At 40.5% G+C, this 17,412-nt stretch carries 14 protein-coding genes; 2 read left to right on the forward strand and 12 right to left on the reverse strand.

Translation table 11 applies throughout. From position 1 onward, the window contains the following. Positions 1-50 precede the first annotated feature (50 nt). The 6 genes from J2X69_RS19790 to J2X69_RS19815 form a co-directional block, all read right to left on the reverse strand. Positions 51-1,064, reverse strand: a complete 1,014-nt coding sequence (locus J2X69_RS19790) for a sugar phosphate nucleotidyltransferase (protein ID WP_310107247.1) — start codon at positions 1,062-1,064, stop codon at positions 51-53. Positions 1,065-1,797: 733 nt separating this feature from the next. After that, complete coding sequence (locus J2X69_RS19795) at positions 1,798-2,709, reverse strand: alpha-1,2-fucosyltransferase (RefSeq protein ID WP_310107248.1); 912 nt, start codon at positions 2,707-2,709, stop codon at positions 1,798-1,800. 49 nt (positions 2,710-2,758) lie between these two features. Continuing rightward, entirely contained in the window at positions 2,759-3,499 is a 741-nt protein-coding gene (locus J2X69_RS19800; protein WP_310107249.1) for a 4'-phosphopantetheinyl transferase superfamily protein, read from the reverse strand. 108 nt (positions 3,500-3,607) lie between these two features. After that, complete coding sequence (locus tag J2X69_RS19805; RefSeq protein ID WP_310107250.1) at positions 3,608-4,192, reverse strand: condensation domain-containing protein; 585 nt, start codon at positions 4,190-4,192, stop codon at positions 3,608-3,610. A gap of 359 nt (positions 4,193-4,551) precedes the next feature. Next, entirely contained in the window at positions 4,552-5,697 is a 1,146-nt protein-coding gene (gene gmd / locus J2X69_RS19810) for a GDP-mannose 4,6-dehydratase (RefSeq protein WP_310107251.1), read from the reverse strand. Positions 5,698-5,723: 26 nt separating this feature from the next. Further along, on the reverse strand, positions 5,724-6,683 hold the full coding sequence (locus J2X69_RS19815) for a GDP-L-fucose synthase (RefSeq protein ID WP_310107254.1): 960 nt from the start codon (positions 6,681-6,683) through the stop codon (positions 5,724-5,726). Between the two features lie 607 nt (positions 6,684-7,290). Between J2X69_RS19815 and J2X69_RS19820 the strand changes: the two genes are divergently transcribed. Together J2X69_RS19820 and J2X69_RS19825 are read left to right on the forward strand one after the other, a co-directional pair. After that, positions 7,291-8,028, forward strand: a complete 738-nt coding sequence (locus J2X69_RS19820) for a WecB/TagA/CpsF family glycosyltransferase (protein WP_310107256.1) — start codon at positions 7,291-7,293, stop codon at positions 8,026-8,028. 4 nt (positions 8,029-8,032) lie between these two features. Next, complete coding sequence (locus J2X69_RS19825; RefSeq protein ID WP_310107258.1) at positions 8,033-8,722, forward strand: sugar transferase; 690 nt, start codon at positions 8,033-8,035, stop codon at positions 8,720-8,722. A 269-nt stretch (positions 8,723-8,991) separates the two neighbouring features. Here the strand turns inward: J2X69_RS19825 and J2X69_RS19830 are convergent, their stop codons facing one another. The 6 genes from J2X69_RS19830 to J2X69_RS19855 all read right to left on the reverse strand — a co-directional run bounded on the left by J2X69_RS19830 (position 8,992) and on the right by J2X69_RS19855 (position 17,326). Next, positions 8,992-9,249 carry a hypothetical protein gene (locus J2X69_RS19830; RefSeq protein WP_310107260.1) on the reverse strand — a complete coding sequence of 86 codons (258 nt, stop codon included), beginning with the start codon at positions 9,247-9,249 and terminating at the stop codon, positions 8,992-8,994. A gap of 638 nt (positions 9,250-9,887) precedes the next feature. Then, a complete protein-coding gene (locus J2X69_RS19835) occupies positions 9,888-10,538 on the reverse strand; it encodes a flavin reductase family protein (protein ID WP_310107262.1) in 651 nt (216 codons plus the stop codon). Between the two features lie 449 nt (positions 10,539-10,987). Then, positions 10,988-11,806: a tyrosine-protein phosphatase gene (locus J2X69_RS19840; RefSeq protein WP_310107264.1), complete on the reverse strand. Its 819-nt coding sequence runs from the start codon at positions 11,804-11,806 to the stop codon at positions 10,988-10,990. 9 nt (positions 11,807-11,815) lie between these two features. After that, on the reverse strand, positions 11,816-14,674 hold the full coding sequence (locus tag J2X69_RS19845; protein WP_310107265.1) for a TonB-dependent receptor: 2,859 nt from the start codon (positions 14,672-14,674) through the stop codon (positions 11,816-11,818). A 508-nt stretch (positions 14,675-15,182) separates the two neighbouring features. Beyond that, a complete protein-coding gene (locus tag J2X69_RS19850) occupies positions 15,183-16,268 on the reverse strand; it encodes an AraC family transcriptional regulator (RefSeq protein WP_310107266.1) in 1,086 nt (361 codons plus the stop codon). 302 nt (positions 16,269-16,570) lie between these two features. Then, on the reverse strand, positions 16,571-17,326 hold the full coding sequence (locus tag J2X69_RS19855; RefSeq protein WP_310107267.1) for a LytTR family DNA-binding domain-containing protein: 756 nt from the start codon (positions 17,324-17,326) through the stop codon (positions 16,571-16,573). Between the last annotated feature and the right edge of the window lie 86 nt (positions 17,327-17,412).

Here is a 17,412-nt window from a genome sequence, read left to right on the forward strand (position 1 = left end):
GACCGCATTCACCAATTGGCAGCCCGAAGCTTTGCGCTCTTATATCTAGATTATTTTACCAGAATCGAGTTCTCTTTATCGAGTTTTTCAAAAATCCCTTTTACATCCTGGGAGGAGTGTTTATCCAATACCAAGATTGCATCAGGAGTTTCAACAAGAATAACATTGGACACGCCCACAAAAGACACAAAGCGATTACATCCAATCGTAAAATTCCCGTTGATATCAAGTTCCAGTTCCTTTTTGTCTGCCAGGTGTTCCGCCAGCGCATCAAAGGATCCCATATCGGACCATCTGAAATCTGATGGTACCACCGCTATATTTTTGGACTTCTCCATCACTGCATAGTCTACACTTATAGATGGAATCAGTGAATTGGACTCCTCTTCCAATACACCATCGACCATTGCATCGAATGCCGCTTTGGTCAACGAAAACATTTCCGGTTGATACTTTTTCAGCTCATCCAAAAAAGCGGAAGCTTTAAAACAGAACATTCCGCTATTCCATAAGAAGTCGCCGGTAGCTAAAAATTCTTCTGCAAGCATTTTACCCGGCTTTTCCCTAAAACCGACTACTTCCTCACCGTCACATTCTATGTAACCATAAGCTGTTTCAGGTCTCGAAGGCTTTATGCCAAACGTCACTAATTTTCCTTTTTTCGCAAGCTCTATTGCCCGGTACACGCAGGCGTGATACTCTTTCTCGTTTTCTATCAAGTGATCAGAAGGAGTCACCAACAGAATATCCTCAGGGCGAGACATAAAGGCAGCAAATGCAATAGCAGGTGCAGTGTTTTTTGGCATTGCTTCAATCACCTCCTGATATTGGCTCTTCTGAATTTTGGCAAGAATGTCGCGCGAAAGCCGGTAGTTTTCCCCGTTCCCTACTATTATCAATTCAGGATTCAAAAACTCATTTCTCTCCACGCATAGCTGAAACAGTGATTTGCCTGAGAATAAATCCAAATATTGTTTTGGTTTTGTCTTTCTTGACAGCGGCCATAGCCTGCTACCCACTCCACCTGAAAGTACAACATGCTTAATTGTAAAAATCTCTTCCATTTTCTAATAATTAAAGGACACTTTTTATTGCTATCGGACAGACAGCTCCTATCTCCTCCAATTGCTCAGGCAAGGTAAGAAGTTATTTTCAATATTTAAATATGAAATTCAATTTTTAGTCTCTAAAAGACATTTTTTTTTATTTGAAAAATCAAAACCCTGCTACGAAATACATAGAAAAACAGAAAAACACATCTTGATAACAGGCAGCTTCAGCTTGTAAAAAGCCTCCAGACCCTAAATAAGGCCAGAAAAATAAGTATTGGAACAGAGAATAAAATGGAAGGAAAGCGAAGTAAAGATAAAAAGCATAGCATGAACAACAGCACACTTATTACAAGCAACCTCAATATCAATTACTTAAATCTAAGTCAATTCTGGAACTACGTCTGTATTTAGCAAAAAACCATGCGGCAAAGATCAAACAGGACACTTTGTGGTGAATCATTCCATCACCTACTTTCATTCATGGCTTACTGAATCAAACCACATTCCGGATTAAGAGTTAGGTCATGACATCAAATCCTTCACACACTTTTCCTGAAAAAAAACATCTGTAGAGGGACTACACAAAGGAAGCAGAAGAGATTAATTTGATTTAAAAACACCTGCAGAAATCTACGTCTTCTCTAACAACTTGCCTCGTGTCTGCAAGAACCAGACCTTCTGAAAAAACTTCACACTGGCTCAAAGAATCCGTGTTCTTATATTACCACAAAAACTCACACTTGGTTTAGTGCACCAATTCGCACTTATTGGAGCTTGCTTTCAAGGCAATCCACCCTTCAGGATAAATTCCTTCACTACTCGAATTCTTTACCCAAGGGTAAGGCATGATTACTTTCTTCTCTTTGTACTCAGCAAGCCATGCACCCCACCAGCTAAAAGAGCTGTTTGCAATAATGAAGTGCTTACACAAGGTCATCAAATACATGTCTAAATAGCTGTTTGCACCAATATTATGCGACAAGAAAACATAGTTTGAGCCTTTGAAATTCTCCTTAGCCCACTTTACATCATCCGAAAAAACATAAAAAACCGGATTTTCCACACTTTCATTCATCACATGGAATGCTTCATTATAATATTTGAGCGGGTCTATTACCATTCTGCTGTCTGCATGTTCAGGATTCATATAATCGCCTCTTCTGACATGAACAGCAACAGCATTTTTCTTAAGTATTTCCCCCGCAATAGTCATATTGACCGCATCTGTTGGCTTATTGAAGTTAAACACCTCCCTAATAAGATCATTTTGCCGTTCAAAATAGTTAATCGATTGCCATGTCCCTACCAAAAAAGCGGAATCCTGTTCAAAAACGCCTTGGTCATATGAATATTCTTCGATCTCTTTATACAGATTCTTTCTTTTGAAAAGCATTTTCTTTACAAGAGTCCGAACAGCAGACATCTTCACATCTAGCAACATCGGACGAACCCGATTTATAGCAAATACCCTCACTCTGTCCTCAATCGGAATAGGGACATTAAAAGCTTTGAGCAGTTCAAATCCCTGGTAATGCCTATTCAATAAATAGTCAGTAACAGAAATCTTTGTGGGAATTCCGCCCGCATCCATTGCTATCGCCAACGCATACTGAAACATCTGATTCCCCAGCCCTCCAAAAATTGCTACACGATTCATACTATGTAATTTACTTGTTCCTCCATACCTGCCCCTATCCACAATAGAATCAACTATTTGTCAATTCGTAGAATCTCACAACCCGTACAGCCGAGTCGCAAGCCAAACTCACTGAATACACCTCATCCATAGTAAAGTTTCTAATACTCCAAGTTGAAGTAAAGCTTGACAGTTCGGGGGGCACAAAATTCAATCCATCGCACACACTTACATCCATTAACCGATCAGTCAACCCAAGTCCTACTCCTTTCAAAAGAGCTTCCTTCCTTGTCCAGTGCTTATAGAACATATCTCTCGGAAATTCACTATTCAATATAGAACTCACCTCCACACTTGACATACTGGTATAGATCAGATTATATAGATCTACTTTAGTATCCATCAATTCCACATCCACCCCTACAGGCCGTCGATTTGCGAAACCGAATATTATATAATCACCGGAATGTGAAACGTTAAAATTCAAACTATAACAAGCCGGCAAGACAGGTTTTTTAAACTCCAAATAATCAAAATCCACATCCCGGTCACTTATTCTTAAATACTTGGCGATTATCTTCCTGAGATATATTTTCCCCAACAAGAACCTGTTTCTATCCTCCTCGTGCAAGAAGGCCTCGCTTTTACTTAGCTCGGCAGCAGTCAACAACAATCTGTTTTGCTCTATCTTATCAATAAAATCGGGAATGTAAATCCGCCAGATATCGAGATTTCTCTGAAGATCAAAATCACAGACATTCCTCCATTCCATTACATTAATCTGAGAGCAGTACGCTCTTCCTAATACCATCTTTTCATATATTCGATGCGATCAGTTTTTCGGTAATCCTGTTAAATTTTGAACCGAATAACCCTTCAGGTGTATAGAACAAGGCCTTCTTGTCATAAAAAGTGTTCCTTAACTATGGATACCTTCACAAATAACAATTTCCTTGGATTGCCATATGGGATTGTCTGAAATATGATCAGAATACATAGTCACCAACTCACTCAGCATAAGTTGCAGTGACTTTTCGCTGAACATCAATTCGTGTCCTGTCAGTGTCAGCAAATAGTTCATATCCTCCAACTGAATCAAATCCAAAACATATAAGGGACCTTGTATCAAATTAAAGTGATAAGGTTTCTTCTGTTCTAAATGCTTTTTGAGAAACACATCTTTATCATTAACCCCCAACTCTCTTATATCCCTCATTCTGATAGGAACTGTATACTCATTAAACACTAAAACATAATCTCCTTCAACGCTTATTAAAGAACGCATTCCATCATGTTTCTCAATCAGTTTTATAAAAGAATCCTGAAGGATTTTTACCGACAGATCCCCTTGTAGATTCAGGTACACCAATTCATTGTGTACCCTATTTACCTCTTTATCTTTTATTTGACAGGTGAGCCAGATTTCTTTCTGAGCATCAGTGGTGGGCAATTTCTTTTCTATAATAGGAATTACCGGCACCTGGGTTTTGTTTACACTAGACATATTTTGGCGTTTTTTGTAGAAAATTCATTTTTTTAAAGAGAAAACCAGTAATCCATTCCATACAAAGCCCTTCCTCGTCCGGCAATAAAATCCGAAAAAGAAAAATTAATACTCTTCGGCAGCCTATGAGATGGATCGCTCAATCCACGATATAAATTAGCCGCAAGTACCGCCCCTGTCCTTGACAACTCTAATCGTCAGGCCTTCTTGACCAATTCCATAAAGCATATGGACATCGACCACTCCGGCACTTAAATCAAGAACTTATGAATCAAAAATTTTAATTGACAGATCAGAAGCACACTAATAGTCAAAACCAAAAGGCTTTAAACTATTAGTGTTTCCGAAGAATCTATTTATTAATACTCAGAATTAGAAATCACGTTAAAGCCACCTTCCAATAGACAAACATCTCTCTTTAAGAGTTGTAGATCTGAAGAAACCATATCCTCAACCAATGCTTCAAGATTATATTTAGGCTTCCAGCCAAGCTTTTTAAATGCTTTTTCCGGATCACCAATCAAAAGCTCAACTTCAGTAGGTCTGAAATACTCAGGATCTACTTTCACCATAACCTCACCCGGCTTTGGCAACTCTTCTTTGGACTTCCCTAGTTTTTCCAAGGCAATATCATAATCGATCCCGCACAGCACACCCATTTCACTCACTCCTTTACCTATGAAGTCCAGTTTGAATCCTATTTGCCCAAAGGCTAGATGTAAGAAATCTCTTACGCTGGTGGTCACCCCAGTCGCTACCACAAAGTCTTCAGGCTCGTCTACTTGAAGCATTCTCCACATTGCTTCTACATAATCTTTGGCATGCCCCCAATCTCTCAGTGCATCCAAATTGCCTAGATAAAGCACACTTTCCATTCCCATACCTATTCTGGACACAGCACGGGTGATTTTTCTGGTCACAAAAGTTTCTCCACGCAAGGGAGATTCATGATTAAACAGAATACCGTTACAGGCAAACATATTATAAGCTTCCCGGTAATTCTTCACTATCCAAAAGCCGTACAGTTTAGCGACTGCATAGGGAGATCTAGGGTAAAAAGGAGTCTCCTCTCTCTGTGGAACTTCCTGCACCAACCCATAAAGTTCTGAGGTACTTGCCTGGTAAATTCTGGTTTTCTTTTCCATGCCAAGTAACCGTACAGCTTCCAAAATTCTGAGAATCCCCAACCCATCGGCATTGGCCGTATATTCAGGAGTATCGAAACTCACTTTCACATGACTCATAGCACCTAGATTATAGATCTCATCCGGTTGGCACTCTTTGATAATACGGGTAATACCCATAGAATCAGTCAGATCTCCATAATGAAGAATGAACTTGGGATCCGACTCATGTGGATCCTGATATAGGTGGTCAATTCTCTGGGTATTGAAAGACGACGCTCTCCTTTTGATACCATGTACAGTGTAACCTTTGCTCAGTAACAATTCTGCCAAATAAGCTCCATCTTGGCCCGTAACGCCGGTTATTAATGCTGTTTTCATAAAGTGTATTTGTTTAATTAATAAAATCAGATATGCATATCCACCATCTTCAAATTGCTGATGTTTTGCAAGTACCAGTTGTATGTTTTTGTAATTCCTTCTATTAAAGACACCCTCGGCTCCCAACCCATACCTCTCATTTTACTGATGTCCATCACTTTCCTGTGAGTGCCATCGGGCTTATCCACATCCCAAAATATCTCTCCCTCATGGCCGACAACATTTTGAATCCTTAGTGCAAGGCTTTTAATTTCGATATCATAGCCGGTTCCCACGTTCAAAACAGGATACGGTGCATTTTTATTCAGTAAAAAGATAACTGCATCGGCCAGATCATCCACATAAAGAAATTCCCGCAGCGGACTGCCGGTCCCCCACAGTTTGACCGGCTGATTGCCATTGATTTTGGATTCGTGGAATTTCCTGATCATAGCCGGCAATACATGCGAACTGTTTAGATCAAAATTGTCAAATGCCCCATAGAGATTTGAAGGCATAATAGAAGTGAACATTCTATTCTTCTTCCTAAAAATTGCCTCACAAGCCTTGATACCCGCAATTTTCGCTATTGCATAACTTTCATTGGTAGCCTCCAATGGCCCGGTAAGCAGATACTCCTCCTTTATAGGCTGAGGAGCTTTCTTGGGGTAAACACATGAGCTTCCCAAGAATAAAAACCGTTCTACATTCCCTTTTAGAGCACTGCTGATCAGATTGTTTTGAATCTGCAGATTTTCAACCAGAAACTCGTAAGGATAGCTGTCATTTGCCAAAATACCTCCGACTTTGGCCGCGGCATCAATAACTATGTCGGGTTTCTCTTCTTTAAAAAACTCCGACACCGCATATTGGTCCCTCAAATCCAAGTCCCTGCTAGACATACCTATAAGGTGTTCTGCCCCACGGGCCTGCAAAAGTCTCCAAATAGCCGAACCAACCATTCCGCTATGCCCTGCCACGTAAATTTTCTTTTTCAAGAAATCCATAAAAACTAATTATTTATCCAATTACCAAAATGCTTCGAATCAGAATTCAGGACTGCTTACTAAATGCGCTACCCTGTAATTTGCCTCAAATATAGAAAGTGATTTTTGAAGTAAAAAATTTAAAATACATTTTTTACTAATTGAAATGCTTTTTTATTGGTTTAAAAAATCAATCTGACCACCTAACAGCACTTAAATATGGATTTCAGCCAGATACCGGCTGATCAACAACAAAAAAGAAAATAGAGGAAATTCTATATCGACCACTGAAAATAAAAATCATCCAACGCTTCTCGACTCTCTCACAATTTGACCATGTAAGGGCAGAGACACCCCTGTTTGCCTTAATTCAAATTTTTGAACATTTTATCTTTCAAATTCTCATTTAAAATCATGTTGATAAAATATAAAAAATACATTATGCGATATAATTATTTTAGCCAAAAAACTCATTTTAATGATTATTTCAATTAAACATCAAAATAAATAAAATTATCTTTAAAATTTTCTACCATGTTAAATGTATTTCAAATAAATTTATTTGTACCTTGTCGAACTTTTGAATGTCACACGACCTTCTTTACAGCATTTTCAAAATCAGACGAATATGAATACAACTGGATCGGAATTTTTGGGATACCCAATGTTCAATGGTCAATTGGGAGATCTCTTTCACAAGGGAAAAACAATCATCAACACATTAAACCAATACAGCTTCTGCATTGCAGAGGAGGACAAAGTGTTTAAAAGTGCTCTGATGAGCTCAGATGTGTTGTTGCCTGATGGAATTTCAATAGTATTATCGGCGAAATTTCTGAATGGAAACCAGCTTGAAAAGATCGCGGGAGCGGATCTTCATGAATTTGTACTGAAATATTTGAACAGTGTGTACGGAAGCTGCTTCTACTTGGGCTCCAAACAGGAAACTTTGGATGCTATCCAACAGAAGTTGGGAAGTTCATATCCCAATATTTCTCACGCAAGCTATTCACCCCCATTTCGGGATGAATTTTCCGAAGAAGAAAATGAGGTGATGATAGCACACATCAATGAATTTTCTCCTGATGTATTGTTCGTGGGAATGACTGCACCCAAGCAAGAAAAATGGGTACATGCAAACAGGGATAAAATCCAGGCCACCTACATTTGTACTATAGGTGCTGTATTCGATTTTTATTCCGAAACCATAGACCGACCTTCCGATTTCTGGGTAAAAAACGGATTGGAATGGTTTGGGAGATTCATCAAAGAACCAAAAAGACTGTGGAGAAGATATCTTCTTTATGGAGGCATTTACGTCAAATACATCGTCTTTTCAAAACTGACACACAAATTACGGTTTTAATAAAATGTCGCTTACACTGGATAATTATATTGCCGTTAAGGATTTAAGCAGGAATAGAGACTTCATCTATAAATCCTACTCAATCAATCATCTGGACTCGTTTCAAGTTGCATTAAAAAGATTAGTTGATCTGTCAATTTTTACATTGTTCTTTGTTTTTGTCGGCTGGTGGCTTTTTGTACTAATTGCTCTATGCATTTCTTTGGAATCCAAAGGCCCGGTACTTTTCAGGCAGCTTAGGCATGGAAAAAACAATAAACCGTTCTATTGCTATAAATTCAGAACAATGAAGCATAGCAGCAACAGTGAATTTCTCCAAGCCCAGAAAAATGATCCCAGAATTACCCGCGTAGGATCAATTCTTCGACGAACCAGCTTAGATGAACTTCCGCAACTATTCAATATTCTGATCGGTGAAATGTCCATAGTAGGCCCAAGACCCCATGCATTATCCATGAATAGAGATTATTCCGGCAAAATAAACGATTTTATGTTTAGGCATATGGTGAAGCCGGGGCTTACCGGGCTTGCTCAAGCGAATGGATTGAGAGGAGAAATAAAAGATGAATCAGACATGAATCATCGACTCGCGTATGACTTTTTCTACATAAAGAAGTGGAGCTTGAGCTTAGATTTTGTGATAATTTTGACAACGTTCAAGTGTCTTCTCTTCAATAACAAGAATGCTTATTGAATGCCCTGCAATGAAAATTTGTAGGTATAGCACATAAAAACAAAAAGTTGCCACGCACCCTGCCTGTAAGACATCTCATGAACTGACAACGTCCGGTCATGGATGTCTTATTAGTTAATAAGGATACCTATTCTCTCCAATTAGCAAAAGACAATTGGAGGAAATCCCCCTCTGAAATCAGCTAATCATTCATCCTATGTTAGCGTAGTAGGTTACTACAGTATACCGTGATCAGATCGTGAATCCAAGATACTCAGGAACAGGATTACTTAATCAATGCCGGGTAAAAAGCCATAAATCTCTCTTACCGTAGCATCCAGATCGTCATGATGCAAGTTATGCCCCGTCCCCTCCAGATGCATAAGCTTTACATTTTCCAAACCGGCCACTGCATCTTCATTTGCCTTTCGCCCTTCAGGGCTGGTGCCAGCCTTAAGAATAATTGAAGGAACCTGAATCTTCTGCAGAGCTCCCTCAGTCCTCATCGTATCACTGTCTATTCTCTCTGTTCTTTTGCCTTGACGCAAAAGAACCAAAAGGTCAAGATGCCAGCAATCTCCTACCGCGCAAACCAGCCGCTCCCTCGTGCTGCGTCACCCCCTCGCGCCCTAACCACTAAGCCAAGGCACTAAAATATGAACTCTCTAGTTTGGCTAGTAAGGCGGAACGTCAGGTAGGCACCATGCTGCCGTAAATACGAAGCAATGCCGTAGAGCCAGTCCCGATTCTTTCGGGACATGGCAGATTTGTAGCCCAGCATTTCAATGCTGGGTTTAAAAAATCAAAGGACATTGTCTCCTGCCCTGGATCATTGTCTGGAAATGGGGAATGGTGCAGGAGGTGGAAAAAGGGACATTGTATGTATTTATCACCCCTAAATCTCTGTATTGACCTGTATCAATAAAGTTGAGGTAGTTTTTCTTCGGTACTTTTGAGCCCCCCTTCGGTCGGCAGGCAAAAGTATCTCCTTCTTCGGAGGACTGCCAAAACCATCCCTCAAAATAAAATCAAAACATCCTTTTTATCTTCGGATAAATAAAAATTCAGACTCTTGACGACGATTACGTCCGAAAAGAGATGTCAACTATTCCCAGACCGGAATTATGATTTACTTCTGTAAACCTCAATTTACTATACCGGTTTGGTTTCGGTAATCCCCATATGATCAAGGATGGGCAGATTGACGGTACAAATGCTCAGGGATCTGTGCCAGTGCTGATGGATGGACCTGTTTTCCAAGACCGTAAAACTGCTGAAAGCTCATTATTAAAGGTCTCCATTTGTCAGGGTCGACATGGTTGGGATCACCGTCCATCAGGATGTTTTCCTCCAACCTTATTCTCAGGATTTTAAGTTCAACAGAAACTATCCGATCCTTTAGAGATATATCATCTTCGCCAATAGGGTTAATTGCACTGACAACAGCCTCCAGCTGGACAGGGCATTCCTTTACCCCGGGAACAGAAACTATTTCAGACTTCATTAGAGTAGCCCCTGTTATTTCAAACTTATTTGGTTCATAGCGATACCCCTTAGCCTGTTTTCTGGCAGGAACAGAATCACAGCCTGTTAGCATTGCCAGCCCGTTTACAATACCTGCTTCATTTACAGAAGGTAAATTGATGACACATTCCCCCTTCCTTTTCAGGTTCTGCGCTGTCTTGGTATTTGTACCAATTCCGATAATACAGCGCCAACCTAACCAAAATGCGGAAGAGATCGGCGCGAGATTATAAGTACCGTTTTCATTTTCACTGCTGATCAGTACAACCGGGGTTCCAAAATACAGGATAGAAGGCTCACTTAATAGATGCATCTGTTAGAAGTTTGTTTATCCAAATGTCAACCACTTATAGCATGTTAAAAACCCGTTTCTTGCTATTTATCGCCTTTGAGATTCGGTACAGGGATTAGAGGCAAAGAATTGAGACTTAAATTACCGAAAAGAGGCCTACAGGATCTCTTAAATCCACTGGGATCAATCATCCCTCTTTTGAATCCAATTATCATCAAGATCATTGTCTCCTGCCCAAGGACCCTTGTCTGGAAATAAGAGCTAGTGCAGGAGGTGGAAATGAACATATGAACTTTCAAGCTTAGGTGGTAAGACGGAAGGTCAAGTAGGCAGGTGCTGAGCCCCTATCCCCCCAATCCGCGCCGCCGTCCGATTTGATTTTGGAGACTTCTTTGCCTCCTATTCGAAAAAAAAGAGGCTGTCCCTCCTGATGTGAGACAGCCTTCTTCGGTTTTAAAGTAAAGTTAAAATCAGATTTTTGTCAGATATTTAGCTTTAATCTCAGCTTTCTCCTTTTCTCCTATACCGAACTCTTTTTCGAGCATAGCATCGACACTGCCGAATTCTCTCTGGATTTCAGTCCATGCCGCTTCCAAATATTCAGGCCTTACCCCCATTAAATATTGCGCTCTATCCTTTGGAATTCCGTACATGGAAAGTTTATCCTCATCAAGCTTCTGCACTGCTTCATTCGAACGCATATAGTCAGCAAGAATAGTATCCCAATCCGCTCCAAGAATATGTAGAAAAAGAGAGGAGGCCAACCCGGTCCTGTCTTTACCTGCGCTGCAATGGAAAAGCACTACTGCATCCGGTCTCCGAAGACTTTCGAAAAAAGGCATATAATCAGAAATATTAGTTACAAAACCCTTGTTCGCCTCCACCATCAGAGAATCCAGGCTTTCAGTTCTGAAATCATCGTTGTTGAGAACTTTCATAAATTGACCCATAGCCTTCTGATCCATTTCACCTATTTGGCTTCCTACATAGTTAGCTTCTAATGAGGCGGGGATATCGTCCGGCTCCCGTTTTATTTCGAATTCAGACCGAAAATCAACCACGGTATTTATTCCGGTCTCAGCGAATTTCTCCTTATCAGAATCCGGAAGATTACTAAAGCTACCGGATCGGTAAATCATATCCTCTTTGATACGGTATTCATTTCCGACTGAAATACCGCCTAGTTCCCTAAAATTAGGGCTGGATTCTAAGCCAAGGTTTTTCTGGGCCATTGCTTCCAGAGAAGTAAGCAAGGTGGCCGATAAGATGAGTGTTTTTAACGTTTTCATGGTGTTTGATTAGAATATTACGTATCTGATTCCAGCCTGTCCGTTAGTGGCGTACCACTCGCTGGATGTAATCCGGTTTTTATTTTCTCCCAAATACTGGACAAAAGGCTCGTTGGTGAGGTTTCTTACTTCGGCAAATACCTTAATGCGATCCGAGACTGAGTAAGCCGCAGAGAAGTCAACTGTGAAATTTTTGTTTACAGACACATAGTAATCAGGGCCTAGGTTCTGATTAATTGTCTCAATGGATGGACCACGATAATTCCCAGCCAATCGAAGCATCAAACCGTTTTTTTCGTAGAAAAGTGAGGTGTTGAAAAGGTTCTTAGACTGATTGGGCAAAGAAGTGATATCCACGGCAATAGGCTCACCGCTCTCTCCGATTCTCGGCACTTCCAACTCTGAATGAATCAACGTATAATTCACGTCAACCCCAAATCCACTCCAGAATCCGGGTAAGCCGGAAAATCTCTTGGTAATCCCCATCTCAAACCCTACCAAGAAAGCTGATTCCAGATTCTTTGGCTGTGAGACCAAATACCCCGTGCCATCGATGGTCTCGGTGGAAAGATCCCTGAAAATAAAATTGTCTATATCCTTGTAGAAAATCCCTGCAGTGAGCAATCCAATATCCTGAAGAAACCACTCTCCCATGACATCAAAGTTGTTGGAAAAAGTAGGCAGCAAATACGTATTTCCACGGGTTATCCTAGGGATTCCACCGGTTATATCAATATTCTCTGAAGGGCTCAGATCCGCAAAGTTTGCCCTTGCGAAAGTCCTTGTATAAGCCAGACGGAGATTCTTGTTTTCCGAAGGGCTGTACTTCACATGAAACATGGGCAGGAAGGCATTATAGCTGTGGTCTTTGGTAATCGGAGTTACTTCCTTGGTAGCCGCGTCATACACTGAACTGTTCATTTCGATTTGTGTGTATTCGTTTCTAAAACCACCGACTACTTTGAGTTTGGAGTTAAGCTCATAGGTTCCCATGATGTATCCGGCATAGACATCCTCTGTTCCATTGAATTTTGTCGTGGCGTTTGACGCAGAAGAATAGTTGTTGATGCCATTTTGCTCAAAAAACTCAGGTGTGAATAGTTCAAATATCTGAGTCTGGGTCATCGGCTGAATAGCCAACCCATCAAATTGCCCATTCAATTCCTTGAAAAATGTACCGGTGACAGGAAAATCCATCTGGTCAAATTCACTCAGATATCTTAAAGGTGCCGAATTAGGAATTCCCAATGAGGCATTGGCTAAGAATGCCAACGGGGTATTCATTCCCTCATTTTTCTTAAACCGGAATTTACCTCCCGCTTTTAAACTGAATTTGGAACTCGCGTCCCAGGTAAAGTCTACCTGTCCCACCCGATCTCTATCCCGCTGGTCAATTTGATATATTATCATCTGCTGCAAACTCAGGCGTGTAGGGTCTAGAAAATCATTCTCATTGCTAAGCTGGGGATCAAAGTTCAGCGGCGAGATTCCTTTCCCGTCGGGGGAATCAAACGTATTGTATATCAGTCCATCTGCGGATCTGCCACCGAAATCACCTTCCAGGTTTTGAAAAAACTGGGCGATCGGAAGACCTTTCTGGTCAGAAGGCATTCCCGGAGGAGTATCAAGTCTATAATACATATCATAGGAAGATGCCTTCCATTCTAGTTTAAACGTAGTAGATAGGTTGTGACTTCCTCCCAATTCGACCCCTTTAAGGTTGGTTTTATATTCTGATTCTCTGTTGCTGTAGCGGTAACGATTTCTATTGAATTCGTAATAAGATTCGTACACCGGCCTGACATCATCAAATCTATCCCGCACCAGCCGCGCAAATACTTTGTGCGAAGACGAAAACTCATATTCTATGGCCGCATTCACCGCAGAGGTAGTTCTGGTACCATAGTACCTTTTTGCATTCATTGTGTTGACACTATATCGTTCCGCAGGATTTTCCTTAGTTAGATTGTAGTCCAAGGCGATTTCATCCGAAGCGAAATTCCGATTCCAGATAGACCCTGAGATTACAAAGCCCAATTTTCCGTCAAAGAAACGGTCGCCATAAACCAACGAAGCATTGTAACTTCCATTTTGGGATTTTTGACCGTATCCTCCTGCCAAACTGATATTAAGTGTTCTATCCTGAGGAGCTGTTCGGGTCACAAAATTCACACTACCCCCTATCGCATCCCCTTCCATATCCGGAGTAATTGCTTTTGAAAGCTGAACATATTGGATCATTTCAGCCGGAATTGCATCCAAAAGAGAATTTCTATTGCCAAATACATTTGCACTGGGAAGTCGGGTACCATTGTACAATGTAGAAGCCCAAGCATAGGGAGTTCCTCTCACACTCACCTGATTGGCCTCACCATGGTATCGGTTTACACTTGCTCCCGGCAAGCGCTGAACCGCCTCGGCGGCGTTTCTGTCAGGAAGCTTGCCTATTGCATCGGCAGCAATCACATCCATTATAGCAAGGGAATTCTTTTTTATGGACATCGCTTTCATCTGTGAAGGAATCATCGTTCCATTAATCACATATTCCTCCAAGTCGCCCGCTGCTTCTGCCAAAATTATATTTCCAATTGTATTTTTTCCGGGAACAAGTTCTACGACTTTGGTGACTGTCTCATAACCGAGATAGCTGATTCGGACAGCTACTTTTCCTGTTGGTAAATTGGAAATATCAAACTTCCCCGACAGGTCTGTCGGAGCACCATGATTGGTTTCTATCACATAGACGTTTACTCCGGGCAAGTACCCGTTCCCATCGGATATTCTTCCTGATATGGAGGCGTTGGTTTGAGCTTTTATGGCAAAGCTCAAAAACATCAATACCAGCATTAGTTGTAAGTGTTTTTGCATAGCTTTCAATTTTTTCCACAAACCTATTCTTCCGGTTTGCATTTGTCGTCCGTACAAATTTTCACGCACACTTCCAATCAGAAATAGAATATAACATACTTATTATCAGTTATTTACTATGTATTATCAAATAGTTACTAAAAAAAGAAAACAGATAATCAGGTATTCGGTTAATCTATCCTGCATCCCATTGTTATTCTTATTCTTCAATTTCCATTTACCTTCCCATTGAAGAGATCGATAGATTGAAGCTGCTTAAGTCAGTCGAAAAACTCCGGAATCCCTTCCATATTCTCTTTAGAAATACCTTCTGCCTTAGTGCCGATTTGAAAAAAGCCAAGTAGTGCCTAACAAATGCCAAGGGTCGGATCACTTTAGACATCTATCCGGCAAAGGCACTGGAAGTATGGAGATTGAAATTAGAAGTGCCCGAAAAAATCAAGTGCTAGAGTAAACTGAATATCCCTGAAGGAAATAAAGCAAGGTAGCTTAACCAATAAACGGATTCTCAATTACTGAATTCCAGTGATTTCTTATAATCGCTGGGGCTAAATCCAGTCGCATCCTTGAAATACTTGTAAAAAGTGGATTTGGACTTAAATCCTGCCTCATAACCTACCACACTGAGATTTTCTTCCAGCGGATTCTGCAACAGAACTTTAGACTCTTCTATTCTGGCCGCGTTGACAAACTGATAAAAATTTTGTCCCAAATGCATGTTTAATGCCTGAGTGATTTTAAGCTTGGGAAGACCGATGTCTTTTGCCATCAGATCCAAGCTATAGTCTTGATCCAAGTATGGTTTTTTATCGGCAAAAAGTTGGTAAACTTTCATTAGAACCTCTTCCAATTCTTCATCGGAAATTTTAGAATTGCGGTACTTAGTCTTAGGAATTATCGCTAAATGGTTTTGGGCTTCACCGGGATTCTCTTTGGACAAAAGCATTCTAATCCTGATCTGCACTACTGAAAAAAACAAGACAAACATCATGGTAAAGTAGATGTATCTCATATTGATGGGCAAAATAAAATCAAATAACACAGAGCCAAAACCTATCAAAATCAGCACAGAAAGAATCAAATAACTAGCACCTATACCTTTGGAAATAAGAATCTTATGATTAAGAAACCAATCTCCTTCCACTTTCCTTAGTGCTACAAAACAATACGTCCCATACCCCACAAATGACAGAAACACCATCCATTGGGTAAGCTGATGATAGACTTCCATAAGCTGGTGAAAATCAGTATCTATAAGCAAAAAGATGATCATCATACTATTAAGGCCTAAGCCCATAAAAAAAGGCACCCCATGAATGAGGAGTAGTTTATAGCTTACCGGTTTACCCAGAATGGATCTGATATAGAAATAGAGCATAGGACCATAGAGCATCGAAAAGCAACCGTGAAGTTTGTCAAATATTTCCCTGTCTTCGAAAAATACCAGTAGGGCTCCTTTATAGACCAGATGAATAAAAATTACACCAAAAATAAGACTTAGGTAAAGATCTTCCCCCTTGTATCTCTTATTGAGGTATATTAAAAGACCACTGGTGAGTGCTTGAAGAGTGACAACAGCAAGTACAATACCCATGGTTAAACTTCTTTGAGTTGGAAATCCGAATAAGCTCTATACTTTATAGACCGGCTTTCATGGATAAACCCTTCTTGCCGGTTGCTTTCAAAATTACCTTTTAGGAATTATATAGATGTTAATGGAATATTATCTTTGGAGGTGAGTAAGGGCTTGTCCGATTTTCGCCAGATAGAGTCAACTATCAATTTATTTACATCGGATAATAAAATCGGTGTTTAATCACCCACTGATACTCTCAGAGATATATTTTATGTGTATCCACATAGGCCATTGACACCCCCCTGGCAAAACAGGGATCTTTACAATGATCTCAGTGACATGGCGTGAAGAAATTCATCCTTCTTTTTGGGAGAGATAATCACCGGAAACCCATCACTCATCACCGCATAGCCTCCATCAGTTTTAAGCATTCGCTGGATTTTGTTTAGATTGATGATATGGGAGTTGTGTATGCGCATGAAAAAATGACTGCAAAGAAGCATCTCATATTCCTTCAGGTTTTTGCTGACGATGATCTTTCTCCCATCTACTAAATAGAATGTAGAATAAGCCCCTGCTGCTTCGATCCGGATGATCTCATCGATAGGAATAAATTCCAGTTCATTCGACAGGGATAGTGTCAGTGTAGGCTTCCCCTGTGGCTTCAGCTCATGCAGATTTTGGAGAAGGGAGCTCAGCATCCGCTGATGATCTTCAGTAGGTCGGCTGGCTACTTTGGTCACAGCTTCTTTAAGTTCATCCACATCGATGGGTTTCAGCAGATAGTCTACCGCACTGAATTTGATCGCACGGATGGCATAATGCTCATAGGCAGTGGTGAAAATAACCGCCGGGCTGAGACCGTTTATTTGCTGTAGGATTTCAAATCCCGTTCCGGTCTGAAGCTCGATATCCAGAAACAGGATATCCGGTTCATGTGCCTTGATCAGGGCTATAGCTTCATTTACAGTTCCCGTGGAAGCTATTACCTCTATTTCGCTACAATGGGAGGTGACCAAGGCATGCAGCAATTCTCTGCTTCTAACTTCATCCTCGATGATAATTGCTCTTTTCATATGTTTATAATTTTTCTGTCACTTCATTTTTATATTTTTAGGTAAGGGTAAGAAAACGCTAAGAAGTTAAATTTTCATATTCATGC

The sequence above is a fragment of the Algoriphagus sp. 4150 genome, from assembly GCF_031457395.1.
Classification (GTDB): domain Bacteria; phylum Bacteroidota; class Bacteroidia; order Cytophagales; family Cyclobacteriaceae; genus Algoriphagus.